The sequence below is a fragment of the Candidatus Saccharibacteria bacterium oral taxon 488 genome (assembly GCA_010202845.1).
Lineage (GTDB): Bacteria > Patescibacteriota > Saccharimonadia > Saccharimonadales > Saccharimonadaceae > Nanosynbacter.
The window spans coordinates 409327-433516 of the sequence record CP047921.1; the positions used below are offsets into that span (position 1 = coordinate 409327).

The window sequence follows — 24190 nt, forward strand, 5'->3', positions numbered from 1 at the left end:
GCGCTTGATTTGGCGGCGTTCCTAGCTCGGTGAGACAGCTTGCTATCACTACATTATCTCCGCAGCCCCACGGCTGTCTGAACACGGTGCAAGGTTTCGTTGGCGACGATGGTCATGGCGCGCTCGCTGGATTCCAATTTACGTTCAATTGTCGGCTCATCAACTGCGGCCAGACGCGCCTGGAAATTAGTCAGGAATTCGGCGGTTTCGTCAGCAACGATGCGCTTGAAATCACCGTAGCGCTCCATGCCAGTGAACTCGCTAATTGTCTGCTCTAGTGTGACGTCTCGTCCGGCGTCCTGGCGCACCAACGTCAAAATCTCCAGCAAGTTGGAAATGCCGGGTTGGTTTTCCCTATCGTATTGCACCTTGCCCAGCGAATCGGTGGTGGCGCTCATGATTTTTTTGTGGGCGACTCGCGGGTTGTCGCCGAGGAAAATGACGCCCTTGCCAGTGTCGTCGGATTTGCTCATCTTTTTGGTCGGGTTCACCAGGTCTTTGATCCTTAGGCCTTGGTCGTTGCCAAAGAATTGGTGCTGCTGGGCGACTGGTTTGGGTACGACAAACAGATCGCCAAATTTGCGGTTCATCCGCTCGGCGATGTCGCGGGTAAATTCCAGGTGCTGCGTCTGGTCGTCGCCAACTGGCACGTAACTAGCGCCGTAGAGCAAGATGTCGGCGGCCATCAGGACTGGGTAGTTGAAGAGGCCAACAGACGCATTATTGTAAGTGACCTTCTCTAAAGCCATTAGCATAGGAGAGTTTAATAAATGAGCAGAGGTATTGCTTTGGATAATTTCCGATATATTCCGATGATCTACTGTGGTATCCTCAGACATTTTATTGCCTATGAATTTGCGCGATTTATCCTTAAACTGCGTCATCCGGCTCATCTCGCCAAACCCGGTGAAGCAGTCCAAAATCCACGTCAGCTCGCTGTGTGCTGGGATGCGGCTTTGGCGGTACAAATGAATCGCCTCGTTATCCAGCGGCAACCCCGCGGCCGTATAAATCCGGGCGTTATTGAGAATGCTCTCATACAATTTACTGTGGTCAATCGGCGTGGTGAAGCTATGTAGATCGGGGATAAACAGATTGATATCAAAATCAGCCGAGCGGCGCTTCGCCATATCGACAATCGGCAAAATGGCACCAAAATAATTGCCAATGTGAATATCGTTGTTGGCGCGTACGCCGGTGAGGATGACGGGTTTGGATGGTTTCATTGTATTCATTATAACACTCCTTTGGTTGTTAAGTAACGTAATAAAATATTCATTGGGTCAATGGTATTTGGTTTTTCGGCGAAGGCGCAGGATAGCTCGGTGCAGCCTAATAGTGCCGGCGGATAGTTTGTCGCGTTCGCCTGCTCGGATTGGATTGTTATTGGTATTTTATCCAGCGCTGACTGAGATATTGTTTGCCCAGAAATTACTGCGCGAATTATCACTTCCAGCGCTTGTTCTTCGTCCTTATCCGGCGTTAATACGGTTACTCCGGCGGCTTTCAACGGCTTGTCATATAGTCCAGTGCGGATGGTCGTCGGCGACGCTAGCAATCGAATTGTTTTATAATAGCGGCTAACATGATCAATTGCGGCATCCACCATGGAAGTTATGCGGATATTCAGCCGCTGTTCAATATCGGGCTGCAACAAATGCGCGGTATTGCAAGCGATTATGATAATGTCGTCCATCGACGCGTCAATGTTTTTCAGTTCGTTTATGATAATTTCCAAGGCTTCGCTGCGCCGCGATTCGTTGGTGATAAAATCAGGAACTGGTAGCGACAAATGAACTATATGCGGAAAATCCGTGCCATCCTTCGCACCATTTGCCAGCGCCTGCCGAATTATTCGCCGTTGCAGTTCCAGGCTTGCTTGCGGACCCATGCCGCCGATGATAATTATTCTTTGCTTCATAATTCCTCCTTTGGGTTATATAAAAAAGACCGCGCGCGGCCTCTAGTCATGGTTAGTTTTTCAGAAGAAATTTACGAACAATTCAACAAGCCGCGGCGAAAACGCGTGCTTTGCCAGGCGGTGCTGATGAATTGCCGTTTTATGGTCATGGGGTGATTATAGCGCTGGCGGCTAAAATCCGCAAATATTCTATAAAACAGCTCGCTTGGATATGCGCCAAACCCATAAAATGATGTAAATAGATAAACCAATTGAAAATAAGAGCGAGAGGATAGCCATCGGATTTGCTTTCCATAATATTGTCCATGTTGGCGGCGAAATGATAAATTCTACCATTGCTAAGAACCCGATTTTAGTATAAATATGCAGCGATTCAGCCAAACAAACGGCGAAACCGATTACCGTGCCAAGTACAGAGGCTGCGATTAATAAAATGATATCAGGGAGCGGCGGTCTCTCTTCCTGGGTTATGAAACTATATATTAGGTAGACGATGCCCGCGCCGATGGGCCCAGTTAAATACGACACGTAGTTCCACCGCCACAGTAGCAGCCATAGGCCGATTATCATAGGGATACCCAGTAAAAATGCTAATAAAATACCAATCCAGCGCGGACGGTGCTTACGCTGTAGATTGTAATATGGAGGTTCTTGGTTCATGCTATTTAGTATAGCATTTGATAGGAAGTATGTGGTTTGGATTGGAGGATTATTTATCTGGCGGCTGTGCTTGATCTAGGATCTTTGACAGTTCGCTAATAAGGTCACGTAGTTGAGGGTTGCGCAAGATTGCCCGCCGGGTGGCTGGCGTCCAAATAAGCGTGCGGGAACGCAAAGTTTCTGCCAGCGTTTCGCCCGACGGCGTCAGCAAGCCTTCTTTATCCAATTGGAATAATTCAGGCAGCAGCGCGTCGCAAAGCAGTGCTAGCGGCGCTTGCGATCGGGCAATGATTCGATCGTGCTCATCGACCGGCATAGAAATTGGGTTAAATCCTAATTGCTGCAAATGGCTGGCTGCTGTCTCGGCGTTTGGCTGATCGCTGGCGACAACCGCGCGCTGGGCGCTATTCATTAGCAAGTGGACAACGGCGGCTTTCTGGTCAAGCTGATCGTTAAATCGGCGGCTGGTGTCCATAACGCTATCGTGTAAAATTATCAGTCCCCTTACGGGCGGTACGGTAAAATTTTCCAGGGGCGCACACACGTGGATAATTTCGCAATCGGATAGTTCTTCTGTGCTAGTATGGCGGTCGGCTATGTCAAATTCGCGGACTAGAAAGCCGTACTTCTTAGCGCGCCGCACTAATTGCGAACCCAAATCGCCCAGCGAACCGATAACGCCGATAGTTTGTTTTACTGATGTCACACGACCTCCTTTGATTTTATGGGGATGGTTATATTGTTAAGTATACGATATTTGGCGTCGTTATACAGATTCATTGATACGATAGTCTGGGCTTGGACCCGATCTCAATTATAGATCATTTTCTTAATCTTTTTGTGCGACTTGTAGATTTTGACGGATACTCGCCCGCAAAGTGCTGCCTGATTAGTCCGGACAAGCGCTCAGCGTATGTATCCGTTATTTCGTGCCCTTGCATGGTCATCGAGCGATGGGCGATATTCTTATGCTCTTTGGCTAGTTTCTTCAAATTCCGTTCGACGATCAGTGGGTCGAGTTTGCCTGACAGAATAGTGATTGGCAGTTTCAGTTGTGATATATCAGTCATCGTGGTTTGATTGATTATTGCCGTATTTAGAGCGGTCAGGAAGGATTTAGCAGTAATTTTATCGGCCTTAAATCCCGCGTCGGGCCATATATTATGTCGGTCGGCAAACTGTAATAAACGTTTTGAGCTCCTCGGATGCTTGTTGATGAGACCATATAAGGCGCGTAATATTTTTTCTGGATGATGGATTTTCTCGTCAATCTTAGGGTGATATATTGGCGGGCTGCATAGGATTAGTGACTGAGCTAATTTTGGATATTTTTTAGCGAGCTCTACGGCGGCCAGCGATCCCATAGAGTGGCCAATGACGATGTCAAGATGAGTGATTGATTCGTGACGTAGCGTAGCGGCGATGCTGGTGGCCTGGTCGTGAGCGTTGTATGATTTCCAGTCGGGTTTTGGTGAATTGCCAAATCCTAGCATGTCAATGGCGATAACTTGCGTATCTTTGGGCAAATATGGCTCTAGCGGCTTCCAGGTACGCCACGATGTACCCAGCCCATGAATCAAAAGAATCGTCGCTTTCGGTCGAGGTTGGCGACAAAAATAATACACATTCAGGGTGTACGGGACGCGCAGCCAGCGGTGGATTAATCGATCAAACATTATATTAGTATACTATGAAAATACTCCGCCTGCACATGAGATGGAGTATTTTTGATAGTTGGTTTCTCCTCTGTTTTAACGCTTGGAGAATTGTTCGCGCTTGCGGGCGGAACGCAGACCGTATTTCTTGCGCTCTTTCTCGCGTGGGTCGCGCTTGAGCAGCTCAGCCTTCTTCAGGACTGGACGCAGATCAGCGTGAGCGGCCGTCAATGCTTTAGCAATGCCAAGCTTGATGGCGTCAACTTGACCAGCGAGGCCGCCGCCTTTGACCAAGATGGTAACGTCGTATTCCTTTTGCTTGCTGACGATAGCTAGCGGGTCGGTTACTTCTGCCAGCAAAGTTTTGTTGCCATCCAAGTACTCAGCGGCTGCTTTGCCGTTGATGGTGATGGTACCCTTGCCAGGAAGCAAGCGAACACTTGCCGAGGCGCTTTTGCGTCGTCCCAAGCCGTAGAAATAGGTATCAGTAGCCATATTACTTTACCTCAACTTTCTCTGGGGTTTGTGCTGTGTGAGCATGCTCGCTGCCAGCAAATACGCGCAGGCGCTTGAGACGTTCTGCTTGCAGTTTATTCTTTGGCAGCATGCCTTTGACAGCTTCTTCAATAATTCGTTCTGGGTGGCGTTCACGCATTTCTTTGAACTGCGTTTCTTTGATGCCGCCTGGGAAACCACTGTGACGGTAGTAGTACTTGTCGGTTTCCTTGTAGCCAGTAACGACGGTGTTTGCGGCGTTGATAACCACGACGTAGTCACCACCATCAACGTGCGGCGTGTAAGTTGGCTTGTACTTACCGGTCAGGTGTTTAGCAATTTCAGTTGCCAAACGTCCCAGTGGCAATTCGCTCGCGTCAAACAATACCCAGCGGCGAGAAACTTCAGATGGTTTTTGTGAATAAGTCTTCATCTTATTTCTCCTTCTTTGGCATTGGTTTGATGTCGTCGACAAACTCGATGATTGCCATTTGTGCGCCGTCGCCAACACGTAGGCGTGTTCGTTCAACGCGAACGTGTCCGCTGGTGCGACCACTCAGCTGCGGGGCAATTTCATCAACCAGTTTGTAAGCAGCAGCGCGGGTGCTGAGTGCCGCGATCACCTGGCGGCGGCTTGCCAAATCGCCCTTCTTCGCCTTGGTGATGATTTTTTCAATGTGGCGCTTCAGATCTTTGGCTTTCGGTAAGGTGGTCTCGATTTTGCCGTGCTCGACCAGGCTGGTTGCCAGGCCCCTCAGCAAGGCTCGCCGTTGATCACGCTCACGGCCGAACTTGCGCCCTTGATATCCGTGTCTATGCATAGTTAAAACTCCAACTCCGCCATCTTGTCGCGTACTTCATCCAGCGCCTTTGAGCCAAAGCCTTTCAATTCTCGCAAATCTTGCTCGGTCAAAGTCACCAGGTCGCGAATGGTGCGAATTTCATTGTTAATCAGCGCGTTCGTCGTGCGGGCGCTTAGGTTTAATTCTTCAATCGACATGTCAAGTTCCGAATCATCCGACTCGTCATTGCCCAGTGCTGGCGCACCAGTCACTACGGTCGAGCCTGCCAGCGCGCTATATTGACTGACGAGAATCGCTGCTGCCTCCTCAAAGGCTTCGCGCGGTGTCATCGTGCCGTCGGTCTCCACCGTCAGCGCCAGCTTCTCGAGGTTGGTCTCGTCGCCAACACGGGTCGAGTCGACCTTGTAGCGAACGCGCAGCACTGGGGTAAAGATAGCGTCGAGCGCGATCATGTCGGAGTGCAATCGATTGGCACTTGACTCTTCAATCGTCTGATAGCCACGGCCAGCTTCTGCCACCAAATCCATGATGACGGTCTTGTTCGGATCATCGATGGTAGCGATGATGTGGTCTGGGTTAACAACTTCTACTTCGCCGTTTGCTTGGATGTCGCCAGCGGTGATAACACCACCAGTTTTCTCCAGACGCAACTCAACTGGCTCGTCAGTGTGAACGCGGAGTCGCACACCCTTTAGGTTCAGCATGATATCGACGACGTCCTCTTTGACGCCCTCGACGGTGGTGAACTCGTGTGTCGCACCCTCGATACGAAAGGCAACGATCGCGCCACCGCGAATGCTCGAGAGCAGCACCCGGCGCAAGGAGTTGCCAAGCGTATTGCCATAGCCGGCGTGCATCGGCTCGATCAGAAAGGTCGCACTGGTCGCGGAAATATCATCAACGCTCGCGAGTGCTGGATTGTAAATTGCTTTTGCCATAATTCTTCCCTAACCCTTCTTTTATCGTGAGTAATACTCAACAATTAATTGCTCGTTGATGTCAGCTTCTGCTTCCTCGCGCTTCGGCAAACCAGTAACTTCAATCTTCAGCTTCTTGCTATCGCTCTTCAGCCAGCTCAGCGGGCCTTGGATTGAATTATTGATCACATCATCAATCCGCGTGAAGTATTCAGATTTGGTGCTCTTTGGACGAACGGTGATGACGTCACCGGCCTTAACACGAATTGATGGAATATCGACGCGGCGGCCGTTTAGTTCGAAGTGCCCGTGGCTGACCAACTGGCGGGCAGCGCGGCGCGATACGGCAAACCCAGAGCGGTAAACTACGTTGTCCAGCCGGCGCTCCAGCAGCTTCAACAGATTCTCGCCCGCCAAACCTTCCTGGGCGCGGGTTGCCTCGTTCATCAGGCGCGCAAATTGCTTTTCAACCAAACCGTAAAGCCGGCGAACCTTTTGCTTTTCGCGCAGCTGCGTAGCATACAGACTTGGCTTACTTTGGCGGCCGTGCGCGTGCTGGCCTGGGATGCCAGATTTTCGCGCCAAAACCTTATGTGCTTTTGGATGAAGCGCATAACCTTCGCGGCGGCTTTGCTTGACAATCGGTGAATTATCTCGTGCCATAATTATGCCCTCCGTGCCTTTCGTGGACGAACACCGCCGTGAGGTACGCCAGTTACGTCCTTAATGCTTTCTACTGAGATGTCGAACGCGCCAACCGCACGAATAGCGGCGTCACGGCCCAAGCCGACACCTTTGACGAAAACGTCAACTGATTTCAAACCATACTGAGTTTTCGCAGCTTCAGCAGCTTTTTCAGCAGCAACCTGTGAAGCATAGGCGGTGCCTTTTTTGCTACCACGGAAACCACATGCACCAGCTGATGAAGCGGTCAACACGTTACCCTTCTTGTCAGAAAAGGTAACAATAGTGTTGTTAAATGTTGCTTGAATATGCAGCTGACCAGCTGGGACTGATCGGCGCTGCTTCTTCTTGGTAGATTTTGCGTCTGCCATTTCTTAGTCCTTTCTTTAGGTCTTACTTGCTGCTTTTGGTTGTGTACCGCCCACGGCGATGGCGCGACCCTTGCGAGTTCGTGCATTCGTACGAGTCCGCTGTCCGCGTGTTGGCAGTCCTGCTTTATGGCGAAGACCGCGATAGGCGTTGATATCCTTCAAGCGCTTAATATTATTCGTCACCAAGCGCTGGAGATCACCTTCGACGGTGTATTCGCTGTCGATAATTTCGCGAATCTTGTTTTCTTCAGCCTCGGTGAGATCTTTCACCCGAGTGGTCGGCTCAATCTTAGCCGCCGCAAGGATGCTCAAAGCGTGCTTCGGCCCAATCCCATAAATATAGGTGAGCGCAATTTGCACCTGCTTCTCTGTTGGGATAACTACCCCAGCAATTCGAGCCATGCTTAACCCTGCCTTTGCTTGTTCTTAGGTTTTCTTTTGTTGATGACGTACAGGCGGCCTTTGCGGCGGACTAGCTTGTCACCTTTCTTGGGATCTTTGTCGATCTTCTTGACACTTGCACGAACTTTCATAAAGTGCTCTGAAATCTCCCTTCCCGAGTAAACCCGAGATTATCGTTAGTATTATGACGAGCGCCGCGTGTTTCTCGCCACGTGCGCTGGTCGCTCCTCCTTGAGGCGAAAGACGATGCGACCCTTTGTGAGATCGTAAGGAGTCATCTCGACTTCCACCCTATCACCAGGCACCAGGCGGATGTAGTTCTTGCGCATCCGTCCCGAAATGTGCGCGATGATACTATGGCCATTCTCCAGTTCCACCCGAAATTGGGTATTAGGCAGTGCTTCCACCACCTTACCAATCATCTTGATGACTTCCTTTTGACTCGCCATAAGTTACAGTTGTCAATTATACCGTATCGCCTCGGCGATTACAAGAGGGACGAGCGTCGTTTTTTCGACTTTTTCTTGGTCAGTTCGTCTGGGTCAAAGTCGTCATAGGTAACCATCAGAGCGCGCGAGTTGAGCTGGCGTAGTGACTCGAGGCCGACTGAGACTACGATGAGCAGCCCGGTACCGCCGATCGACAGGCGTGAGCCACGGATTGCCGCTAGGTGATACATTAAATATTCAGCGACAAACGGCAAGATGGCGATGATACCGAGGACGATTGAGCCGAACAGAATCAAGCGATTAACCGTCCGCGTTAGATATTTCTCGGTTTGCTCACCGGGCCTGACGCCCTCGATAAAGCCGCCCTGCTTTTGCAGATTCTCAGCGATTTCGTTGGCGTTAAAGACGATCCCGGTGTAGAAGTAGGTAAAGGCAATAACCAAGAGGAAATACAGCGTCGGGTAAATGAACGCCTCCCACGTGCTGCCGGTAAAGGAGCCCGGGTTTGGCGCCTGAAACCACGTGATCAGGGTGTTGGCGGTGTTTTGCAGGTTTGGATTGCCTGAGGCCTTCATGACTTGGCCGATGAATTGCGGCAAGCTGAGGAAGGCGACGGCAAAGATGACCGGGATGACGCCAGCAGCGATTAGCTTGACCGGCAGGATGCTCTTGATACCGCCGTAGCTGGAGTTGCCATGAACGCGCTTGGCATAATTGATAGTGATGACGCGCTGGGCCTCGTTAATTTTTACCAAGAAGTAGAGAACGATGAGCGAGGCGATAGCCATGATCACCACCAGCCAAAAGACGGTTGGATTGACCGGCAAGGTAAACCAGTTAAAGACGTTCAGCCCGCCAGCCGCAGTGTTCCCAAGCGACGAAATGAGTGAGCCGAGCATCTGCGGGATCTGGCTGATGATACCAGCGAAAATCAAGATCGAAATACCATTACCGATACCCTGCTCGGTGATCAACTCACCCAGCCACATGAGCAGGACCGACCCGGCTGTCATCGCCGTCACGCCAACTGTCCACTCGAGCATCGTCGGGTCGCTCAGCGTAGTCGTACCACCGGCCAGCACTGTCTGGCGCAAGAGGAAGATAAAGGCGATCGACTGGACGATAGCCAGCGGAATAGTCAGCCGCCGCGTCCACTGCTGGATCTTGCGCCTGCCTGATTCGCCGTCCTTGTGTAGCTCTTCGAGCTTTGGAATGGCCTTGGTGAGTAGCTGGGTGATAATGCTGGCGGTAATGAATGGACTGAGCCCAACGAGCACGAGTGAAAAGCTCGCCAGCGCGCCACCCGAAAGCAAGTTCAAGAACCCGCCGAGGTCGGTCTGCCCCAGCGCTGCTGCCAGTGCCGTCTTCATCTGTGTCGGATTAGCCAGCGGCACCGGAATATGCGCCAGCATTCGATACACCACAATAATCCCCACCACAATGGCCAGGCGTTTCTGCATATCTTTATTTTTCAGCGACCGGAAAATTATTCTCCAATTCATGTTTTAGCCCCTCATAGTCACTAACAATTCTTAACTCTGTTAATTATACATGACCGCGGCCAATATTTCCATACTAAAAACATAAAAGCACATGCGCTATAATTGAATTAATACAATAATGCAAGATTGAGGTGTCATATGCAACAACGTCCCGAAACTCCAGTAACTCCATCGCCAATGCCGCAGCTAAGCCCAGAATTACCGCCACAGTATCCACCAAAGAAAAGTAAGCTATGGCTGTGGATTACGCTGGCGATTGTCGGCGTGTTGGCGATAGTCGGGATTATCATAACAATTATTATTGTGTCGAATAACTCCACTTCTTCAGCTGATACAACAACTTCACGTCAGCGAGCGACCAAGCCTGATAAGAATAATGACAATGAGGAGGATGAAGACAATCAGCAAGGCTCAACTACGAAGGCCACAAAATGCCTAACGTCTGCAGATTTTCGAAGATCTGGCTATACGCACGTAAAGGATGGCTATTTTGTGTTAGAGAACGGCAAACTTAACTTTCGTAGCATTCTCTTTAAGCCAGATTCAACGCAATACCAACGTGGAACTTCCAACGTTGAAATGGCTAAGCTAGGGGTGCTTTACAAATTTAATACTGACAAGCAATTTTCGATTGAACTGGTCCCTAATGAGACGGGTGAGGGATCAAAGCTGGCTTTGGAGCGTGCCGATAAGATTAAGCACGATTTGGTATCTAATGGAATTCCAGAGCGTAAGATTACTGTTTCTGAGCCAATAGTCGCCACCCATGATACTAGCGATGATACGGCCAACAGGCGTGTAACGATTTATTTCGTTGCACCGCAGAAATGTAGCGAAAAGTAATCCGACTCACCAAGATAAAAGAAAATCCCCTTCTCTAACAAAGGGGATTTTATAGTCACCAAAGGAAGATTATTTTTCTTCGGCTTCTTTCATGCTTCGACGCAGTGGCGTTGCGACTTTCTCAAATGAGCCACCAGCTTTTTCAATCGCTTTGACAACTGAAGCGGAAGCAGCTTGTACTTTCAAGTCAACCTTAGCTTTCAATTCGCCGCGGGCGATCACCTTGACCGTGTGGAACGGCGTGGCGATGTAGCCTTCGGTAAACAGCAATGCGTTGTCGACGGTTTTTCCGTCAAAGGCATTCAAGTGGTCGAGGTAAACTACCTGAGCTGGTGTGCGCAGACTCTTGAAACCGCGAGCTTTTGGTACAGCCTGAGCCAGTGGACGCTGACCGCCCTGGAACATAGCGCGAAGCTTTTTACCAGTGCGGGCGTTCTGACCCTTGGTACCGCGACCAGCAGTTTTACCCTGGCCAGCAGCGATACCGCGGCCAACACGCTTTTTATTCTTGTTTGCTGAAACTTGGAGATCGTTGTATTTCATTACTTAGCCTCCTTCTTAGCAGCTTTTTTGACTGGCTGAGCGTTGAGCCACTGTTCTCGTGGAACCAATGATTTCAATGCTTCAATGGTTGCGTAGGCGATGTTCACCTTGTTGGTTGAACCAAGCGACTTGGTGAGCAGATTACGAACACCGGTCACACCGATGATTTGTCGGACAACACCACCAGCGATGATACCAGTACCAGGAGCAGCCGGCTTGATCAGCACGCGAGCGCCTGAGAACTTGACTTCGCTGTCGTGTGGAATGGTCTCGCCGTTGAGCGGCAAAGTGATCAAGTGCTTCTTGGCAACTGAGGTTGCTTTGGCGACCGCAGCTTGCACGTCGGCGCCTTTGGCTACACCGACACCAACCTTGTCCTTGCGGTTACCGACAACCACCAACGCCTTAAAGCGGAAGCGGCGGCCACCCTTCACCACGCGGCTCACGCGGTCAATGTTGATTACCAATTCTTCAAACTCTTTTGGTGCGTCATCACGCACATTTCGCCGGTCATCGCGGCGACCACCACGCGGACTGCGAGGCCGGCGGCCTTCTGCGCGTGGGGTAGTATTTGCAGCTTGTTCTGCCATACTAATCCTCTTTCTCTCCTTCTTCAATTCTAACCTTCAACTCATGCAAAGCACTTCTAGGATCAATCGCCGCTGCAGCCATGGTGTGCAAGAGACCATCAATCTCACGTTCGACGACCTCACTTGGAGATATGCAGAGGCCTTTAAAGTTCTCTGGGTCCCACTTGCGCGGGCCAGTGTAATAACGACGCTCAGTTTCTTTTGGTACATCCTTTACCATACTAGAACTCCAATCCTTCTTGGCGCGCAGCATCAGCCAATGCTTTCAAGCGACCAGCGTACTGGCGGCCATTGCGGTCAAAGACTACTGCGCTAATTTTACTCTTCTTTGCTTTCTTGGCAATTTCCGTACCGATGGCAGCACATTTTTCGCTCATCGTACCTTTTGCTTTGGTGCCAACGGTGGTTGCGGCAGCCAATGTCTTGCCCGCAGTGTCGTCGATCAGCTGAACACTAACGTGCATATTGCTGATGGTGACTGTCAGGCGTGGGCGCTCCGCAGTACCTGAAACCTTGGCACGAACGCGGTTTTTGCGGAGAGCGCGGTTGAGTAATTTCTTATTTTCTGCCATGATTACTTACCTGTCTTTCCTGCTTTGCGCAAAATTTGCTCGTCAGCGTACTTGATACCCTTGCCCTTGTATGGCTCAGGCTTCTTCAGTGCGCGGATTTCCGCAGCAACTTGGCCAACTTGCTGTTTATTGATACCGCTAACGATGATGGTCATCTTTTCGTTGGTAACGGTGATGCCCTCTGGGGCTTTGTATTTGACTGGGTGTGAAAACCCGAGCGCCATTTCCAGCTCATTGTTACTGGAGCTCACGCGGAAACCGACACCATTGACCTCGAGACGTTTCTCGTAGCCTTTGGTAACGCCGATTACCATGTTGTTGATCAGCGCGCGCATCAGACCGTGCTGGGCGCGAGCAGTTTTGGACTCATCCTTCGGATGAACCGTGACTTGTCCGTCTTCGACTTTCACCTCAACTGCTGGCGTGATGAATTGTGTCAATTCACCTTTCGGGCCCTTTACGACCACATCGCCAGAGTCAACCGTGATTGTCACACCGGCCGGAATAACCACCGGCAGTTTTCCGATTCGACTCAGACTCATTACTCACCTTTCGTGTGATTTGATATTAACCCTGGTATTTTAGCATGGATTAGGGGTGAAATGCAAGGTATAAGCTCAGTGATATAACGATTCAACTCTCGGGGACTTTGCCTACTTTTGAGGATCAGTCCCAGCGGCGTTTTTCAAGAAGTCGAACATACGGATGGCCTTAGTGCTGAGTCTCGAGACGGTTTCAATTTTTCCTCCGGCACCCATCAGTTCATCGCGCCATATCTGCTGACGCTCTTTCATATCTGCCTCTAGCCCGTAAAAGCTTTCCAATACCTTTTCTTCCAAACCGCCAATTTCCTGGATAGATATTGTATCAGTTGTAATCTGGATACCCGCTTCATTCAGCTGATCGGAGAGTTCCTCGTTCACAGATTCTGTTAGACCCGATAATACACGTGCAGCCCTCCTAAGTCCGTCAATTGTTTTGGCGGTAGCGGGCTGTGCGTCATTGTAGCCGACAATTCCATGCTCGTAGCTGCGCCCCATTCCCTTACATTTGAACTGACTGAGAGGCATTCCCTCCAGATAGGTGCCGAAGGTTAAGTCATATGTAGCGCCATCTCTATCGTGACTCACATCTACTGACGAACCTGCTACTAGATTAAATTCGCGCACCTCCTTGAGTTCTTCTTTGAGAAGCCTGTATAGGTCATATTGCTTAGCATCTAAGCCTTTGAATACAAGATCATGCTGACCATCTGCACAATAATGGGCGAAGGTATTCTGAAGTGATAGCATATGCTCCGTCGGATCACCATTGATCACATCCAGCTCACGATAAGCTTCGCCTATGGTTGAAAAATCCTCCGAAAGGCCGTATGGTCGAATTTTCTTGGAGTCAAATACCGTTTGCCATAATTCAGTCCGTTTCTGGAAAAGATCATCATAATAGCCATGAATGGCGTTCATTTGATCTGGCGTCAGCATCTTGATGTTTAATCCTGGACCCAATGTATTCACGATAGCAGCGGCACTGAGACGATTTGTCGTATCAGTATGATCAATTGGTCTTTCATGTATCTCAAGACGGCTGTCTTTGTCGTTTGGTTGTGCTAACTCGTGCATGTGCTATTCTCCCAAAGAGTGAAAACTCCACTTTAATACAAATTATCTAGCCTCTCAATTATACTATATGTGTGCCGTATGTCAATATATACACAGTGCCGGTTTATGCTGAAGCTTTACTGACTAACCGCAAATTATTTTGGCAGTTTACTTACCCATAGGCGCGTATCATGAGGCCATCGGAAGTGTGCTAATATATGCTTGTGATCTCAAAATACCTCATCGTAAAAATAAGCTTCGTCGTCTTTTCTGTATCCACGGTGCTACTGTATATTTTGGCGCGCAATGGAACGATGACTGCGGTTTTTGGGCCGATACTAGCTTATGTTGTATACCTGCTCAATTTTGCGCTGCTTATCGCGTCCACACTTTTCTACATCTGGCAGTGCGCTCACAAAGACACGCCGCAGAGGGATCGCTTGGAGGCACTCGAGACATATGCGCGACTAGATAATGATGGCCTGTTGATTAGTGGCGCGGTAACTATTATCGAGATTGAGGCGGACAGCTTTTGGCGGCTCAAGGAATATGGCAAGACGATCACTATACCTATCAACACCATGAATCCGCTGCGCCTGCCACCGGTGGGCACGCGGGCAACATTCGCGCCGATTGGCAATAAAGACAATCGAGTCATCGGCGTGATTACCGAGATAACGAACGGGAGGATAACGGTCACGCCGGCACCGACAACCAAGCCTAGTAGACCGCAACTCACCGCCAAAACCACGACGTCCAACTGAGCGGTATCAGCATGAGCAAGGACGCTATCGCTAGCGTGATGTACGCCCCCAGTGCCGGCCGCGTCAACTGTGGCGTGTCATAATGATACACCCGCCGCAGCTCATAATAATCCCACAAACGCCATGCACAAATCATTAATAAAACGGCAGAAATGAGCGACAGCATCCCACTAAGCTCAAAATGATACGTTTGATTACTAAAGTTAACAACAAACATGAACTCCGCCACCGCCAAACACGACCACCATCGCTTATCTCGTTTTAATCCCATTACCGCTACACAAAATCCCAACGGAATGATCAATCGCACCACCGGCGTGTAGTCAAAAAATAGCTGCGTGTAATATTCAATCGGATATTTATTATTGCCTGCAGCCGCCACCAACGCACCTACGCCATAAAACAATGTTAATAACACGATGGCAAACACAAACAGCCGCAACATATCATTATACAACACATCTCGCAGTGTGATGACGTCAGTTTTAGAAGTAGCGGGAAGCTTCAGAAACGGGATCATTTTTAGCTACCGTTAGTCCGTGGACAGGTCCTTATGATTTTTCATAAGAATATCGTAGTTTGTGAGGTCGGTACGTGTCAAGGCAACGGGGCGTTTAGCCGAGAGACTACTTCTCTTTTACCTCGCACCAGCCGTTGTTACCGTTAGGATAGCAGGTGATATCAAGATCCTTGCCGGTAAATTTTGTAAAGCCAGAATAGCTTACTGTACCCCAATCCTTCTTCGTTCCACCACAACCAACGGAAACTTTTATTTTTTCGCCGATCACGCCCACCATGTCTTTAGCATCAACGACTGACCGGTCGCTAGTCGGGGTAGTTTTCACCCAACCAGATTCTAGTGTTTCCTCATTCGCTCGTTCCACCCAAGCACCGACGAACTCATTACCGTTGGCACAGGTGATTTTCCCGCCGATAGTGACGATGTCTCCTTCTTTCGGCGTAGTCTTTGTCGGACGCGAGGTTGGTTCTGACGGGGACGGCGTCACGGTTTCAGTGACGCGTACGGTTTGCGTCGCCCGTGGCGTCTCGGTCGTTTGCGGATGCCTGTTCGTCGTGGTCACGGTAACAGTCGCTGGGGCTGGCTTGGCGTCCAATCCCGACAGGCCGCAGCCAGAGGCAAACAATGCCACTACGCCCATAAGGCTAGCTAGCGGCCGGTGTAAAACGTTACCAATTTTTTCGCTGATGGTGTCTGGGGATTTACGAGTCATGATTATTCCTTTCTTGTGGTTGATTATCTAATAAGTCGCCGGATATTATAGCCTCGTAAATATGCGCTGCGAGACCGGCTGCAGCAATTTTATCAACCGTGTCTCCCCTATATTTGCTGCCCTGTTTATTAATCTTGTTAACTTCATTACTTATCATGCAACTGACTCTGTGATCTAGCTTCTTTTGAGTAGCGCGTCTCTCTTTTTGGATGTTAGACCACTTAATTTCTCGAGCTGTTTTGAGTCAATCACGCACAGCGCTTAGTCTGGCTATAGTAGGCCTAATTTTAGCTATTTCACAAGGAGACTTGGGATTTTCAAGTATTTTCTCTAGTTTTACTATACTATCATCAATCTCTGCTATCTTGGTATCAATGCGATGTACCTCTTCTAGCTTATTTTTATCGTCGATAATCTCGCCAAGCAGAGCCTCAATTGAAGACTGGGCCTCAGGGTCACGATTCTTTGTACTGCACATATCTTTTATCACTGCTATAGGATGATGCCATAAAATAACCTTACTGGCAAGTAAAACGCTCTTGTGAAATGGCACGTTACCACGAGACAATGATTAGATTTCACATCAGAGGCACAAGAATCCTCCGCCGTGTGCTATAGTAATATCATCATGGATAAGGATTCTATTGAAACGCCGCCAACACCTCAGGGTGCTACACCACCACAGAGTGAAGTGCCGCAATCTCAAGACGAAGCAACGAAACCACAAGACAGCACCACAAAGCGACGATGGCTGGCTCGGTTTGTCGATCGTTTGACGTGGTGGCAGGCGACAGCAATTATCGCCAGTATCTTCGCATTACCACCAGTGGCTGTTGCTGGTGTGATTGATAAGGGAGTGCCGCTTAATGGTTTTTTCGGTATTTATAATGGTTCATCATTTGATACTATTATTTTCATTCTGTGTTTGCTCGTCACACCACCGTTAAGCCCTCTGTGTGCACTGATGTTTGCTACATACTTTGCCACGAGGCGAAAAGACTTAGCCACCCTGAAGCGCATGATGCCAGTCGCGCTAATCGCCTGTATATTTTTAGTTGCCCTGCTGTCTACACTGCTGGGGTCTTAGCTTGTTGTGCCGATGTATTTGATAGACAACTAAAAGCGCCCGGAGATTATTTTCCCCGAGCGCTTTTTATTGCTGACAAAGCGTAATTTAATACACCTTCAGTAGCAATTCACCGCCAAGTTTCGCCTTGGCTGCTTCGGCACCAGTCATGACACCTTTTGAGGTTGAGATGAGTACTAGACCGCGGCCGCTTTTCACCTTTGGAATCTCGCTAGCGCCGACGTAAACACGACGACCTGGCTTTGAGACGCGGGTGATCTCGTTGATGGTGCTGTTGGTACCCTCTTCGTTGATAGTAACAACCAGCACGCCACGAGGCTTGGCGTCCTCTAGCTTAACATCTGCGAGGTAGCCGTTTTTGACTAATTGTTCAGCGATGACTTTTTTCATTTTGCTGGACGGAACACGAACTTCCGTCTTGCCAACCAGTTTCGCATTGCGAATGCGCGTCAGAAGGTCGGCGATTGGGTCTGTAGTTTGCATAGACATTGTCGAATCTCCTTTCCTTCTTACCAACTACTCTTTGTTATGCCTGGGATTTCACCCTTGGCTGCTTTTTCGCGGAAATTGATGCGGCTCAGACCAAACTGGCGCATATAGCCGCGTGGACGGCCGGAAATGCTGTCGCGGTTCTTGTGCCTGGTTGGGCTCGAGTTGCGAGGCAATTTCTGCAAACCGTCGAGGTCGCCAAGTTCTTTCAATTTAGCGCGTTTGGCTGCAAACTTAGCTATCATCTTCAGGCGCTTTTTGTCGCGAGCGACCATTGATTTCTTAGCCATTAATCATTACCTCCGTCTAACTCAACTGTACGCTCATCATCTGGGATGCCCCAACCTTCTTGCTCGGGTGTCCAGTCCTCTGGATCAATCGCACCCCAACCTTCCTGTTCAGGTGTCCAGTCTGCATAGTGTTCACGATTGAGGCTATTAATAGTTTCGCTCATTACCTGACACCTCCTTTCTTCTCAAACGGCATGCCGAACTTCTCGAGCAAGGCCTTTGATGCTTCCTTGCTGCCGTTCTTGATGACAAATGTTACCTGCAACCCGTGCAGAATCTGCGTTTCTTCGAAGGTCAACTCTGGGAAAATTGACTGTTCGATGATGCCCAGGTTGTAGTTACCACCCTTGTCAAATTTCAGGCCAACGCCGTGGAAGTCGCGCACGCGTGGGAGCGCCACGTTGATCAGGCGATCCATGAACTCGTACATCCTGCCGCCGCGCAGCGTGACGCTCACGCCAATTGGCGCACCCATACCTTTACGGATGCTAAAGCCAGCGATTGACTTCTTTGCCTGGCGGGCAACTGGTGCCTGACCGGTGATCTTTGCAACGGTGTTTTTGACAATTTCAAAGTGACGCTTGTCATCTTTCTTTTTGCCGGTGCCAACGCTCACGATGATCTTTTCCAAAGCCGGCACTTGGTGCACGTTCTTTAGATCTAATTCGGCTTGCAGTTCCTTCAGGTATTTCTCCTGGTACAAGGCTTTCAAGCGAGGAGCTGGCACGACAATTTTCTTCTCTGCCATTATTTAATCTCCTTATTTTTTGCTTGGCGAGCGACGCGAGTTTTGCCGCCGTCAGCGTTCTTTACTAAACCAACCCGGCTGGTTTTGCCTGACTTTTCGTCAACAACCAGCGCGACTTTGCTGATGTCCATCGGTACGTGGATATCTTTCTTGCCGCCTTTTGGATTGTACTGGCTTGGCTTGACGTGGCGGTGTCCGACGCCAACACCTTCGACCAAAACGGTTTGATCTTTAGTATTAACTTTCAGGACTTTACCAGTCGTACCCTTGTTTTTACCAGCAATGATTTTTACGGTGTCATCTTTGTGAATACGAGCCATTAGAGTACCTCCGGAGCCAAGCTGATGATCTTCATGTAGCCCATGTCGCGTAGTTCGCGTGGTACTGGGCCGAAGACGCGGGTGGCCTTTGGCTGCTTGTCATCGTTGATAATCACCACGGCGTTGTCATCAAAGCAAATGGTTGAGCCGTCTTTGCGGTGGATTTGGTCGCGGGTGCGAACCACCACAGCTTTAACGACAGATTTCTTTTTGACGTTGCCGGTTGGGCTGGCGTCTTTGACTGAACAGACGATCACGTCACCAACGCGAGCGTAGCGGCGGCGGGTACCACCGAGGACGCGGATGCACAATACTTCTTTGGCACCCGAGTTGTCAGCTACCTTGAGGCGAGATTCTTGTTGGATCATTTGTCATCCTCCTTAGCCTCTTCCTCAGCTTCGCCGGAAACTTCAGCCTTTAGTTTGATAGAACCGCGAGACTTCTCAATCACCTTGACCAGCGTAAAACTCTTGGTCTTGGAAATTGGGCGGGTCTCTTCGATTTGCACCTTGTCGCCTTCGCCTGCTTGATTGGTCTCATCATGAGCAGTGTATTTGCGAGTCACGGTGTACTGTTTGCCGTAGAGCGGATGCGTTTCGCGGCTGGTGACCGTCACGGTGATGGTCTTGTCGCGCTTGGCACTCGTTACGACGCCAATCAGTGTTCGTCGGGCCATTACTTGCTCTCCTTTTCGTTAAGTTGTGTCAGCAGGCGTGCGATATCCTTGCGGAGTGAACGCAGCGCTTTTGGATTAACTAATTCGCCAGCAGCGTGAGAACGTTTTGCCTGAAGCAGGTCATTTCGCTTTTCGGCGAGTTCCTTCTTCAAATCGTCAACGGTCTTTACGACTGCTGCCTTTGCGGTTTTCTTTGCGTCAGCCATTATGCGTCCTCCCGCTTGATGAACTTACATTTGACTGGTAGTTTGTGGCTCGCTAGGCGCATTGCCTCACGGGCTACTTCCTCGGAAACGCCCTGCATTTCAAACATCACCGTGCCGGCCTTGACCTTGGCAACAAAGAACTCTGGATTACCCTTACCACCACCCATCTTCAAACCAAGTGGCTTGCGTGTAACTGGGGTGTGCGGGAAAATCCGGATCCAAATCTTACCACCACGCTTGATGTAGCGGGTCATTGCCTGACGAGCAGACTCGATTTGGCGGGAGTTGATGCGCTCGTTTGATTGTGACTGCAGTGCAAAGTCGCCGAACGCGATGTAATTACCACGGGTTGCTTGACCACGGTTTTTACCGATGCGCACTTTGCGGTGCTTGGTTTTCTTTGGTAACAGCATTTAGCGACTCCTTTCTCCCTTATAAATCCACACTTTCACGCCGATGATACCAGCTGGTGTCTGGGCGCGAGCACAGTGGAAGTCAATATCAGCGCGAAGGGTGTGCAGTGGCACTGAGCCTTCAATCACCTTCTCGCGGCGTGCCATTTCAGCACCGTTCAAACGACCAGCCACCTCGATGCGGATACCTTTGGCACCAGCACTCATGGTGTTTTGCGCGGTCATTTTGGTTGCGCGGCGGAAGTTGATACGGCGTTCCAACTGGCGGGCGATGTTTTCTGCCACCAATTTGGCTGCTAGTTCTGGTCGGCGCACTTCTTCGATGTTGATGCGAACTGCCTGACCGACGATCTTCTCAACTTGCTTTTTCAATTCATTCACGCCCGCACCGCCACGGCCGATCACCACACCAGCTTTCGCCGTGTGAATGGTTACCGTGATTAAGTTGGCACTTCGCTCAATCTCAATGCGATTGATGGTTGGGCGTGAGGCAAATTTCTTCTCAATCAATTCGCGGATTTCGTGATCCTGGCGAATTGCCTCCGCAAACTCTTTCTTATTGGCCGTAAACCAACGAGAGCTCCAGTTCTTGTGAACTTGTAGGCGGAAGTTGATTGGATTCACTTTTTGACCCATTTACTTCTCCTCCTTTTTTGCCGTGGTTTCGGCGGCTTTTTTCGCTGCAGGCTTGGCAGGTTTGGTTTCTGCTTTGACCTTGGTCTCTGGTTTTTTCGCAGGCGCTTTCTTTGGCTTCTCAGTACCAGTTACTTCAACCAAAATATTTGACGTCTTTTTCTGGAACGGCAAGGCACGACCGCGTGACGCTGGCTTAAAGCGGCGCAGACGCGTACCAGTGGTAACGCTCAACGTGGTAATCACCAAGCTTTTAGCGTCCAAACCGTGGTTGTTGATGGCATTTGCCTTGGCGCTGTCGATTGCCTTTTTGACTGGCATAGCAGCGCGTTTTGGCACGTGTTCCAAGATAACCAATGCATCAGCGACGGTGCGGCCGCGTACTAGTGCAGCCACCAAGCTAACCTTGCGTGGTGTTTGGTCAACACCTTTGGCGTAAGCGCGAACAGTATAAGTTGTATCAGCCATGATTACTTCTTATCCTTTCCGCCGTGCTTACGGAACTTACGAGTTGGGCTAAACTCACCGAGTTTGTGGCCAACCATGTTTTCAGTAATCAGCACAGGCACGTGCATCTTACCGTTGTAGACGGCGATGGTTCGACCGACCATTTCTGGGGTGATGGTCGAAGCGCGCGCCCACGTTTTGATAACGGTTCGATCGTCAAGGCTGAGAGCAGCGACTTTTTTCGCAAGCTTCACATCGACGAATGGACCTTTCTTTAATGAACGACTCATCGTGATTTACCTCTTCCTCTTCGCGTCGTGACGCGTGCGTACGATTAATTTATTTGAGCCTTTGCGGCGGCGAGTTCGATAACCCAGCGTCAATTGACCCCATGGCGTACGTGGTGCTTTACCAGTACCGTGGCGACCACCGTCACCACCACCATGCGGGTGATCTGCAGCGTTCATGACGACACCGCGAACCGTTGGGCGAATACCCTTGCGGCGGCGGCGGCCAGCTGAACCGATCTTCACGTTCTGGTGCTGGATGTTACCGACTGTACCGATGGCAGCGGTAGCTTCCAGGCGAACTTTGCGAACTTCACCAGACGGCAATTTGATAGTTGCGTAATTGCCTTCTTTGGCCATCAACTGAGCTTTGGCACCAGCAGCGCGAACCATTTGCGCACCTTTGCCGGCAGTCAGTTCAATAGCATAAATCATCGTACCAACAGGGATAGCAGACAGCGGCAGGCGGTTTGAGGCCTCAATTGGCGCTTCCTCGCCAGTCTGAATCGTCTTGCCCTTGACCATTGAGGTGTCAGCCAATACATAGTGGTACAAATTGTACTGATCCTTCACCCGAGCGATGCGTGCTGAGCGGTTTGGATCGTACTCAATTTCTTCAACCGTCAACGTCAGACCAGCCGGTAAATTGTGGTTCACCAAACGGTAGTGACGGCGAACGCCACCGCCGCGATGACGCACGGTGATGCGGCCTTGGTTGTTGCGGCCGGCATTTTGCTTTTTGGCTTTGATCAGACTTTTGAGCGGTTTTCTTGTCGTGATGTCCGACAAGTCCTGGCTCGTCATGCCGCGACGAGCAGGAGTGGTTGGATTGTAAGCTTTCACTGGCATTACTTGGTCTCCTCCATCTGCTGCTCTACTGCGTCAAACACATCGAGCTTATCGCCATCTTTCAGCGTCACGTAAGCTTTCTTCCAATCCTTGCGCGTGGTCGTGCCAGGATAGCGGTTCTTGCCTCGTGAGAAACGCACAGCTTTGCCGTCTTGGACCAAGGTTTTTACCTTCAGAACAGTAACGTCAAATTGCGCTTCAACCGCTGCTTTGATCTCGTTTTTATTCAGGTTCAGCGGAACGCGGAACACGTACACGCCATTGGCGCTCACGGCGTAGGCTTTCTCGCTAATGCGTGGGATAATTGTCATCTGTTTCATATTACGCTTCCTCCTTACTCAGCCACTCAGTGATTACTGGCAGAGCTTTCGGGGTCATGACAATGGTATCCGCATTCAGAATGTGGTAGACGCTGAGGTAGCTCGCACGAATTACCAATACGTTCTGGATGTTGTTTGTCGCACGCATTAATTCTGGCGTCTTTTCGTCAACGACGATCAGTACGCGGCGCTCAAACTTGTTGTCAGCCAAGAAGGTTGCGACCTCTTTGGTCTTGCCAGTCGTCTTGATGTCTTTGACGACGATCTTCTTCGCTTCATTGGCTACCGTCAAGGCTTGGCGAATTGCCACTTTCTTGGCGGTTTTAGACAATTTTTTGGTGTAGTTTTCGTTGCCGCGCGGGCCAAAGACTACACCACCACCGTGCCAGATTGGGTTACGGGTTGAACCGAAACGTGCCCGGCCAGTTCCCTTTTGCTTCCATGGTTTTTTACCACCACCGGAAACTTCACCGCGCTGCTTGGTGGTTGCGCTTGCTAGGCGGGCGTTTGCCAGGTAGCTGTCATATGCCAATTTCAACAGTTCGTGGTTTGGCACTTCAACAGCGAAAATGTCTTTAGGAAGTTTGGTTGATTCAGCCATTACTTGTTACCTCCTAAAATGATCAGCCCTTTTCGTGGCCCAGGGACAGCGCCCTTCACCCCGATCAGATTGGTCTCTGGGTCAACATATGCCACTTCCAGGTTCTTGACCGTAACACGCTCGTGACCCATGTGGCCAGCCATCGTCTTACCCTTGAACACTTTTTGTGGATACATTGAGCCAATTGAACCTGGCTTACGAGTATTACCTTTACCACCGTGCGTCTTGCGGTGACGCTTAAAGTTGTGGCGTTTAATGGTTCCAGCGAAACCTTTACCTTTGCTGGTTCCGGTCGCATCGACAGAATCGCCGACTTCGAACGCGGAAACGTTGATTTCATCGCCAACTTTGAGACCTTCAGGGATCTCGTCGACGCGGAATTCCCGAATGTGTTTCGGGGTCACTTGGGCTGGCTTGACGTGTCCAGCCACGGCCTTGCTCAGGTTCTTACCCTCTCCATAAGCGACCTGTACCGCATTGTAACCGTCGGTTTCGACAGTCTTCACCTGAGTCACGGTGACAGGGCCGGCTTGGATCAGCGTTACCGGAATGGCTTTGCCGTCTTCAGCCAAGAGCTGGGTCATACCAAGTTTGGTACCGAGAAGTGTTTTCACTTTTCCTCACTCCCACTTAAATACTCCTGATGACGTGCGGTTTCTGGGTTCTGGGTGAGGCGTTCATGACAAGCGCTTTAATCATAACCAGACCTGCTCATTCATCAAGGAGAACAGTTGATATTACGCGTAATAGAAATTACCTTGTGATTGTAGCATATGTGGCGCTCTAAAGTCAACGCTAGAAACACCTCTGGGGAGATAGCTTG

General features: G+C 50.0%; 43 protein-coding genes. 3 read left to right on the top strand and 40 right to left on the bottom strand.

Annotation, left to right across the window (positions count from 1 at the left end):
• Positions 1-53: 53 nt before the first annotated feature.
• The 15 genes from trpS to secY all read right to left on the bottom strand — a co-directional run bounded on the left by trpS (position 54) and on the right by secY (position 9859).
• Positions 54-1235, bottom strand: coding sequence for a tryptophan--tRNA ligase (trpS, locus tag GWK78_02095; protein ID QHU93811.1), 1182 nt, complete (start codon positions 1233-1235; stop codon positions 54-56).
• Positions 1235-1921: an amino acid racemase gene (locus GWK78_02100; protein ID QHU93812.1), complete on the bottom strand. Its 687-nt coding sequence runs from the start codon at positions 1919-1921 to the stop codon at positions 1235-1237. The genes trpS and GWK78_02100 overlap by 1 nt, the downstream gene beginning before the upstream one ends.
• A gap of 189 nt (positions 1922-2110) precedes the next feature.
• Positions 2111-2581: a hypothetical protein gene (locus GWK78_02105; protein QHU93813.1), complete on the bottom strand. Its 471-nt coding sequence runs from the start codon at positions 2579-2581 to the stop codon at positions 2111-2113.
• Positions 2582-2630: 49 nt separating this feature from the next.
• Positions 2631-3287: a hypothetical protein gene (locus GWK78_02110; protein ID QHU93814.1), complete on the bottom strand. Its 657-nt coding sequence runs from the start codon at positions 3285-3287 to the stop codon at positions 2631-2633.
• 115 nt (positions 3288-3402) lie between these two features.
• Entirely contained in the window at positions 3403-4257 is an 855-nt protein-coding gene (locus GWK78_02115) for an alpha/beta fold hydrolase (GenBank protein QHU93815.1), read from the bottom strand.
• Between the two features lie 75 nt (positions 4258-4332).
• Complete coding sequence (gene rpsI / locus GWK78_02120) at positions 4333-4731, bottom strand: 30S ribosomal protein S9 (GenBank protein ID QHU93816.1); 399 nt, start codon at positions 4729-4731, stop codon at positions 4333-4335.
• Position 4732: 1 nt separating this feature from the next.
• Positions 4733-5164, bottom strand: coding sequence for a 50S ribosomal protein L13 (gene rplM, locus GWK78_02125; GenBank protein ID QHU93817.1), 432 nt, complete (start codon positions 5162-5164; stop codon positions 4733-4735).
• A 1-nt stretch (position 5165) separates the two neighbouring features.
• Positions 5166-5552 (bottom strand): 50S ribosomal protein L17, encoded by a 387-nt coding sequence (rplQ, locus tag GWK78_02130; protein QHU93818.1) that lies wholly within the window; start codon positions 5550-5552, stop codon positions 5166-5168.
• Positions 5553-5554: 2 nt separating this feature from the next.
• Positions 5555-6472 carry a DNA-directed RNA polymerase subunit alpha gene (locus GWK78_02135; protein ID QHU93819.1) on the bottom strand — a complete coding sequence of 306 codons (918 nt, stop codon included), beginning with the start codon at positions 6470-6472 and terminating at the stop codon, positions 5555-5557.
• 21 nt (positions 6473-6493) lie between these two features.
• Complete coding sequence (rpsD, locus tag GWK78_02140) at positions 6494-7114, bottom strand: 30S ribosomal protein S4 (protein ID QHU93820.1); 621 nt, start codon at positions 7112-7114, stop codon at positions 6494-6496.
• Between the two features lie 2 nt (positions 7115-7116).
• The gene (gene rpsK, locus GWK78_02145; GenBank protein QHU93821.1) at positions 7117-7506 is read right to left on the bottom strand and encodes a 30S ribosomal protein S11; all 390 of its coding nucleotides are present in this window, start codon (positions 7504-7506) and stop codon (positions 7117-7119) included.
• Positions 7507-7521: 15 nt separating this feature from the next.
• Positions 7522-7908, bottom strand: a complete 387-nt coding sequence (rpsM, locus tag GWK78_02150) for a 30S ribosomal protein S13 (GenBank protein QHU93822.1) — start codon at positions 7906-7908, stop codon at positions 7522-7524.
• 2 nt (positions 7909-7910) lie between these two features.
• A complete protein-coding gene (gene rpmJ, locus GWK78_02155) occupies positions 7911-8039 on the bottom strand; it encodes a 50S ribosomal protein L36 (GenBank protein QHU93823.1) in 129 nt (42 codons plus the stop codon).
• A 51-nt stretch (positions 8040-8090) separates the two neighbouring features.
• Positions 8091-8357, bottom strand: a complete 267-nt coding sequence (gene infA, locus GWK78_02160; protein QHU93824.1) for a translation initiation factor IF-1 — start codon at positions 8355-8357, stop codon at positions 8091-8093.
• Positions 8358-8395: 38 nt separating this feature from the next.
• On the bottom strand, positions 8396-9859 hold the full coding sequence (secY, locus tag GWK78_02165) for a preprotein translocase subunit SecY (protein ID QHU93825.1): 1464 nt from the start codon (positions 9857-9859) through the stop codon (positions 8396-8398).
• A gap of 138 nt (positions 9860-9997) precedes the next feature.
• Here secY and GWK78_02170 point away from each other — a divergent pair, with 138 nt between their 5' ends.
• Positions 9998-10702, top strand: a complete 705-nt coding sequence (locus tag GWK78_02170) for a hypothetical protein (protein ID QHU93826.1) — start codon at positions 9998-10000, stop codon at positions 10700-10702.
• Between the two features lie 69 nt (positions 10703-10771).
• Here GWK78_02170 and rplO read toward each other — a convergent pair whose 3' ends face one another.
• From rplO to GWK78_02200, 6 genes are all read right to left on the bottom strand, one after another.
• Entirely contained in the window at positions 10772-11245 is a 474-nt protein-coding gene (gene rplO / locus GWK78_02175; protein ID QHU93827.1) for a 50S ribosomal protein L15, read from the bottom strand.
• Positions 11245-11835, bottom strand: a complete 591-nt coding sequence (gene rpsE, locus GWK78_02180; protein ID QHU93828.1) for a 30S ribosomal protein S5 — start codon at positions 11833-11835, stop codon at positions 11245-11247. The genes rplO and rpsE overlap by 1 nt, the downstream gene beginning before the upstream one ends.
• 1 nt (position 11836) lies before the next feature.
• Positions 11837-12055, bottom strand: coding sequence for a hypothetical protein (locus GWK78_02185; protein QHU93829.1), 219 nt, complete (start codon positions 12053-12055; stop codon positions 11837-11839).
• 1 nt (position 12056) lies between these two features.
• The gene (locus GWK78_02190) at positions 12057-12407 is read right to left on the bottom strand and encodes a 50S ribosomal protein L18 (GenBank protein QHU93830.1); all 351 of its coding nucleotides are present in this window, start codon (positions 12405-12407) and stop codon (positions 12057-12059) included.
• Positions 12408-12409: 2 nt separating this feature from the next.
• Positions 12410-12943: a 50S ribosomal protein L6 gene (gene rplF, locus GWK78_02195; GenBank protein QHU94266.1), complete on the bottom strand. Its 534-nt coding sequence runs from the start codon at positions 12941-12943 to the stop codon at positions 12410-12412.
• A gap of 117 nt (positions 12944-13060) precedes the next feature.
• Positions 13061-14026 (bottom strand): hypothetical protein, encoded by a 966-nt coding sequence (locus GWK78_02200; protein ID QHU93831.1) that lies wholly within the window; start codon positions 14024-14026, stop codon positions 13061-13063.
• A 197-nt stretch (positions 14027-14223) separates the two neighbouring features.
• Here GWK78_02200 and GWK78_02205 point away from each other — a divergent pair, with 197 nt between their 5' ends.
• On the top strand, positions 14224-14769 hold the full coding sequence (locus GWK78_02205) for a hypothetical protein (GenBank protein QHU93832.1): 546 nt from the start codon (positions 14224-14226) through the stop codon (positions 14767-14769).
• Here GWK78_02205 and GWK78_02210 read toward each other — a convergent pair.
• From GWK78_02210 to GWK78_02220, 3 genes are all read right to left on the bottom strand, one after another.
• Entirely contained in the window at positions 14741-15289 is a 549-nt protein-coding gene (locus tag GWK78_02210; GenBank protein ID QHU93833.1) for a hypothetical protein, read from the bottom strand. The genes GWK78_02205 and GWK78_02210 overlap by 29 nt on opposite strands.
• A 106-nt stretch (positions 15290-15395) precedes the next feature.
• Positions 15396-16001, bottom strand: coding sequence for a hypothetical protein (locus GWK78_02215; GenBank protein ID QHU93834.1), 606 nt, complete (start codon positions 15999-16001; stop codon positions 15396-15398).
• A 244-nt stretch (positions 16002-16245) separates the two neighbouring features.
• Positions 16246-16491 (bottom strand): hypothetical protein, encoded by a 246-nt coding sequence (locus tag GWK78_02220; GenBank protein QHU93835.1) that lies wholly within the window; start codon positions 16489-16491, stop codon positions 16246-16248.
• 138 nt (positions 16492-16629) lie between these two features.
• Between GWK78_02220 and GWK78_02225 the strand changes: the two genes are divergently transcribed.
• The gene (locus tag GWK78_02225) at positions 16630-17088 is read left to right on the top strand and encodes a hypothetical protein (protein QHU93836.1); all 459 of its coding nucleotides are present in this window, start codon (positions 16630-16632) and stop codon (positions 17086-17088) included.
• An 87-nt stretch (positions 17089-17175) separates the two neighbouring features.
• On the opposite strand, the gene rpsH is transcribed toward GWK78_02225, so the two are convergent.
• From rpsH to rplC, 16 genes are read right to left on the bottom strand one after another with little or no spacing between them, the layout of a single operon-like run.
• Positions 17176-17577: a 30S ribosomal protein S8 gene (gene rpsH, locus GWK78_02230; GenBank protein QHU93837.1), complete on the bottom strand. Its 402-nt coding sequence runs from the start codon at positions 17575-17577 to the stop codon at positions 17176-17178.
• Positions 17578-17597: 20 nt separating this feature from the next.
• Entirely contained in the window at positions 17598-17867 is a 270-nt protein-coding gene (rpsN, locus tag GWK78_02235) for a 30S ribosomal protein S14 (GenBank protein QHU93838.1), read from the bottom strand.
• A complete protein-coding gene (locus tag GWK78_02240) occupies positions 17867-18031 on the bottom strand; it encodes a hypothetical protein (protein ID QHU93839.1) in 165 nt (54 codons plus the stop codon). Before GWK78_02240 ends, rpsN begins: the two co-directional genes overlap by 1 nt.
• Positions 18031-18615 carry a 50S ribosomal protein L5 gene (gene rplE, locus GWK78_02245; GenBank protein ID QHU93840.1) on the bottom strand — a complete coding sequence of 195 codons (585 nt, stop codon included), beginning with the start codon at positions 18613-18615 and terminating at the stop codon, positions 18031-18033. Before rplE ends, GWK78_02240 begins: the two co-directional genes overlap by 1 nt.
• The gene (gene rplX / locus GWK78_02250; protein ID QHU93841.1) at positions 18615-18935 is read right to left on the bottom strand and encodes a 50S ribosomal protein L24; all 321 of its coding nucleotides are present in this window, start codon (positions 18933-18935) and stop codon (positions 18615-18617) included. Before rplX ends, rplE begins: the two co-directional genes overlap by 1 nt.
• Positions 18935-19303 carry a 50S ribosomal protein L14 gene (rplN, locus tag GWK78_02255; GenBank protein ID QHU93842.1) on the bottom strand — a complete coding sequence of 123 codons (369 nt, stop codon included), beginning with the start codon at positions 19301-19303 and terminating at the stop codon, positions 18935-18937. The genes rplX and rplN overlap by 1 nt, the downstream gene beginning before the upstream one ends.
• A complete protein-coding gene (rpsQ, locus tag GWK78_02260; protein QHU93843.1) occupies positions 19300-19611 on the bottom strand; it encodes a 30S ribosomal protein S17 in 312 nt (103 codons plus the stop codon). Before rpsQ ends, rplN begins: the two co-directional genes overlap by 4 nt.
• Complete coding sequence (gene rpmC, locus GWK78_02265) at positions 19611-19817, bottom strand: 50S ribosomal protein L29 (GenBank protein ID QHU93844.1); 207 nt, start codon at positions 19815-19817, stop codon at positions 19611-19613. The genes rpsQ and rpmC overlap by 1 nt, the downstream gene beginning before the upstream one ends.
• Positions 19817-20230 carry a 50S ribosomal protein L16 gene (gene rplP, locus GWK78_02270; GenBank protein ID QHU93845.1) on the bottom strand — a complete coding sequence of 138 codons (414 nt, stop codon included), beginning with the start codon at positions 20228-20230 and terminating at the stop codon, positions 19817-19819. Before rplP ends, rpmC begins: the two co-directional genes overlap by 1 nt.
• Complete coding sequence (gene rpsC, locus GWK78_02275) at positions 20231-20866, bottom strand: 30S ribosomal protein S3 (protein QHU93846.1); 636 nt, start codon at positions 20864-20866, stop codon at positions 20231-20233.
• Positions 20867-21331, bottom strand: a complete 465-nt coding sequence (rplV, locus tag GWK78_02280; GenBank protein ID QHU93847.1) for a 50S ribosomal protein L22 — start codon at positions 21329-21331, stop codon at positions 20867-20869. It abuts the gene before it with no gap.
• A 2-nt stretch (positions 21332-21333) separates the two neighbouring features.
• Entirely contained in the window at positions 21334-21600 is a 267-nt protein-coding gene (gene rpsS / locus GWK78_02285; GenBank protein QHU93848.1) for a 30S ribosomal protein S19, read from the bottom strand.
• Positions 21601-21606: 6 nt separating this feature from the next.
• Positions 21607-22446, bottom strand: coding sequence for a 50S ribosomal protein L2 (rplB, locus tag GWK78_02290; GenBank protein QHU93849.1), 840 nt, complete (start codon positions 22444-22446; stop codon positions 21607-21609).
• Entirely contained in the window at positions 22446-22766 is a 321-nt protein-coding gene (gene rplW, locus GWK78_02295) for a 50S ribosomal protein L23 (protein QHU93850.1), read from the bottom strand. The genes rplB and rplW overlap by 1 nt, the downstream gene beginning before the upstream one ends.
• 1 nt (position 22767) lies before the next feature.
• Positions 22768-23367, bottom strand: coding sequence for a 50S ribosomal protein L4 (rplD, locus tag GWK78_02300; protein ID QHU93851.1), 600 nt, complete (start codon positions 23365-23367; stop codon positions 22768-22770).
• Complete coding sequence (gene rplC, locus GWK78_02305) at positions 23367-23981, bottom strand: 50S ribosomal protein L3 (GenBank protein ID QHU93852.1); 615 nt, start codon at positions 23979-23981, stop codon at positions 23367-23369. The genes rplD and rplC overlap by 1 nt, the downstream gene beginning before the upstream one ends.
• Positions 23982-24190: the final 209 nt, after the last annotated feature.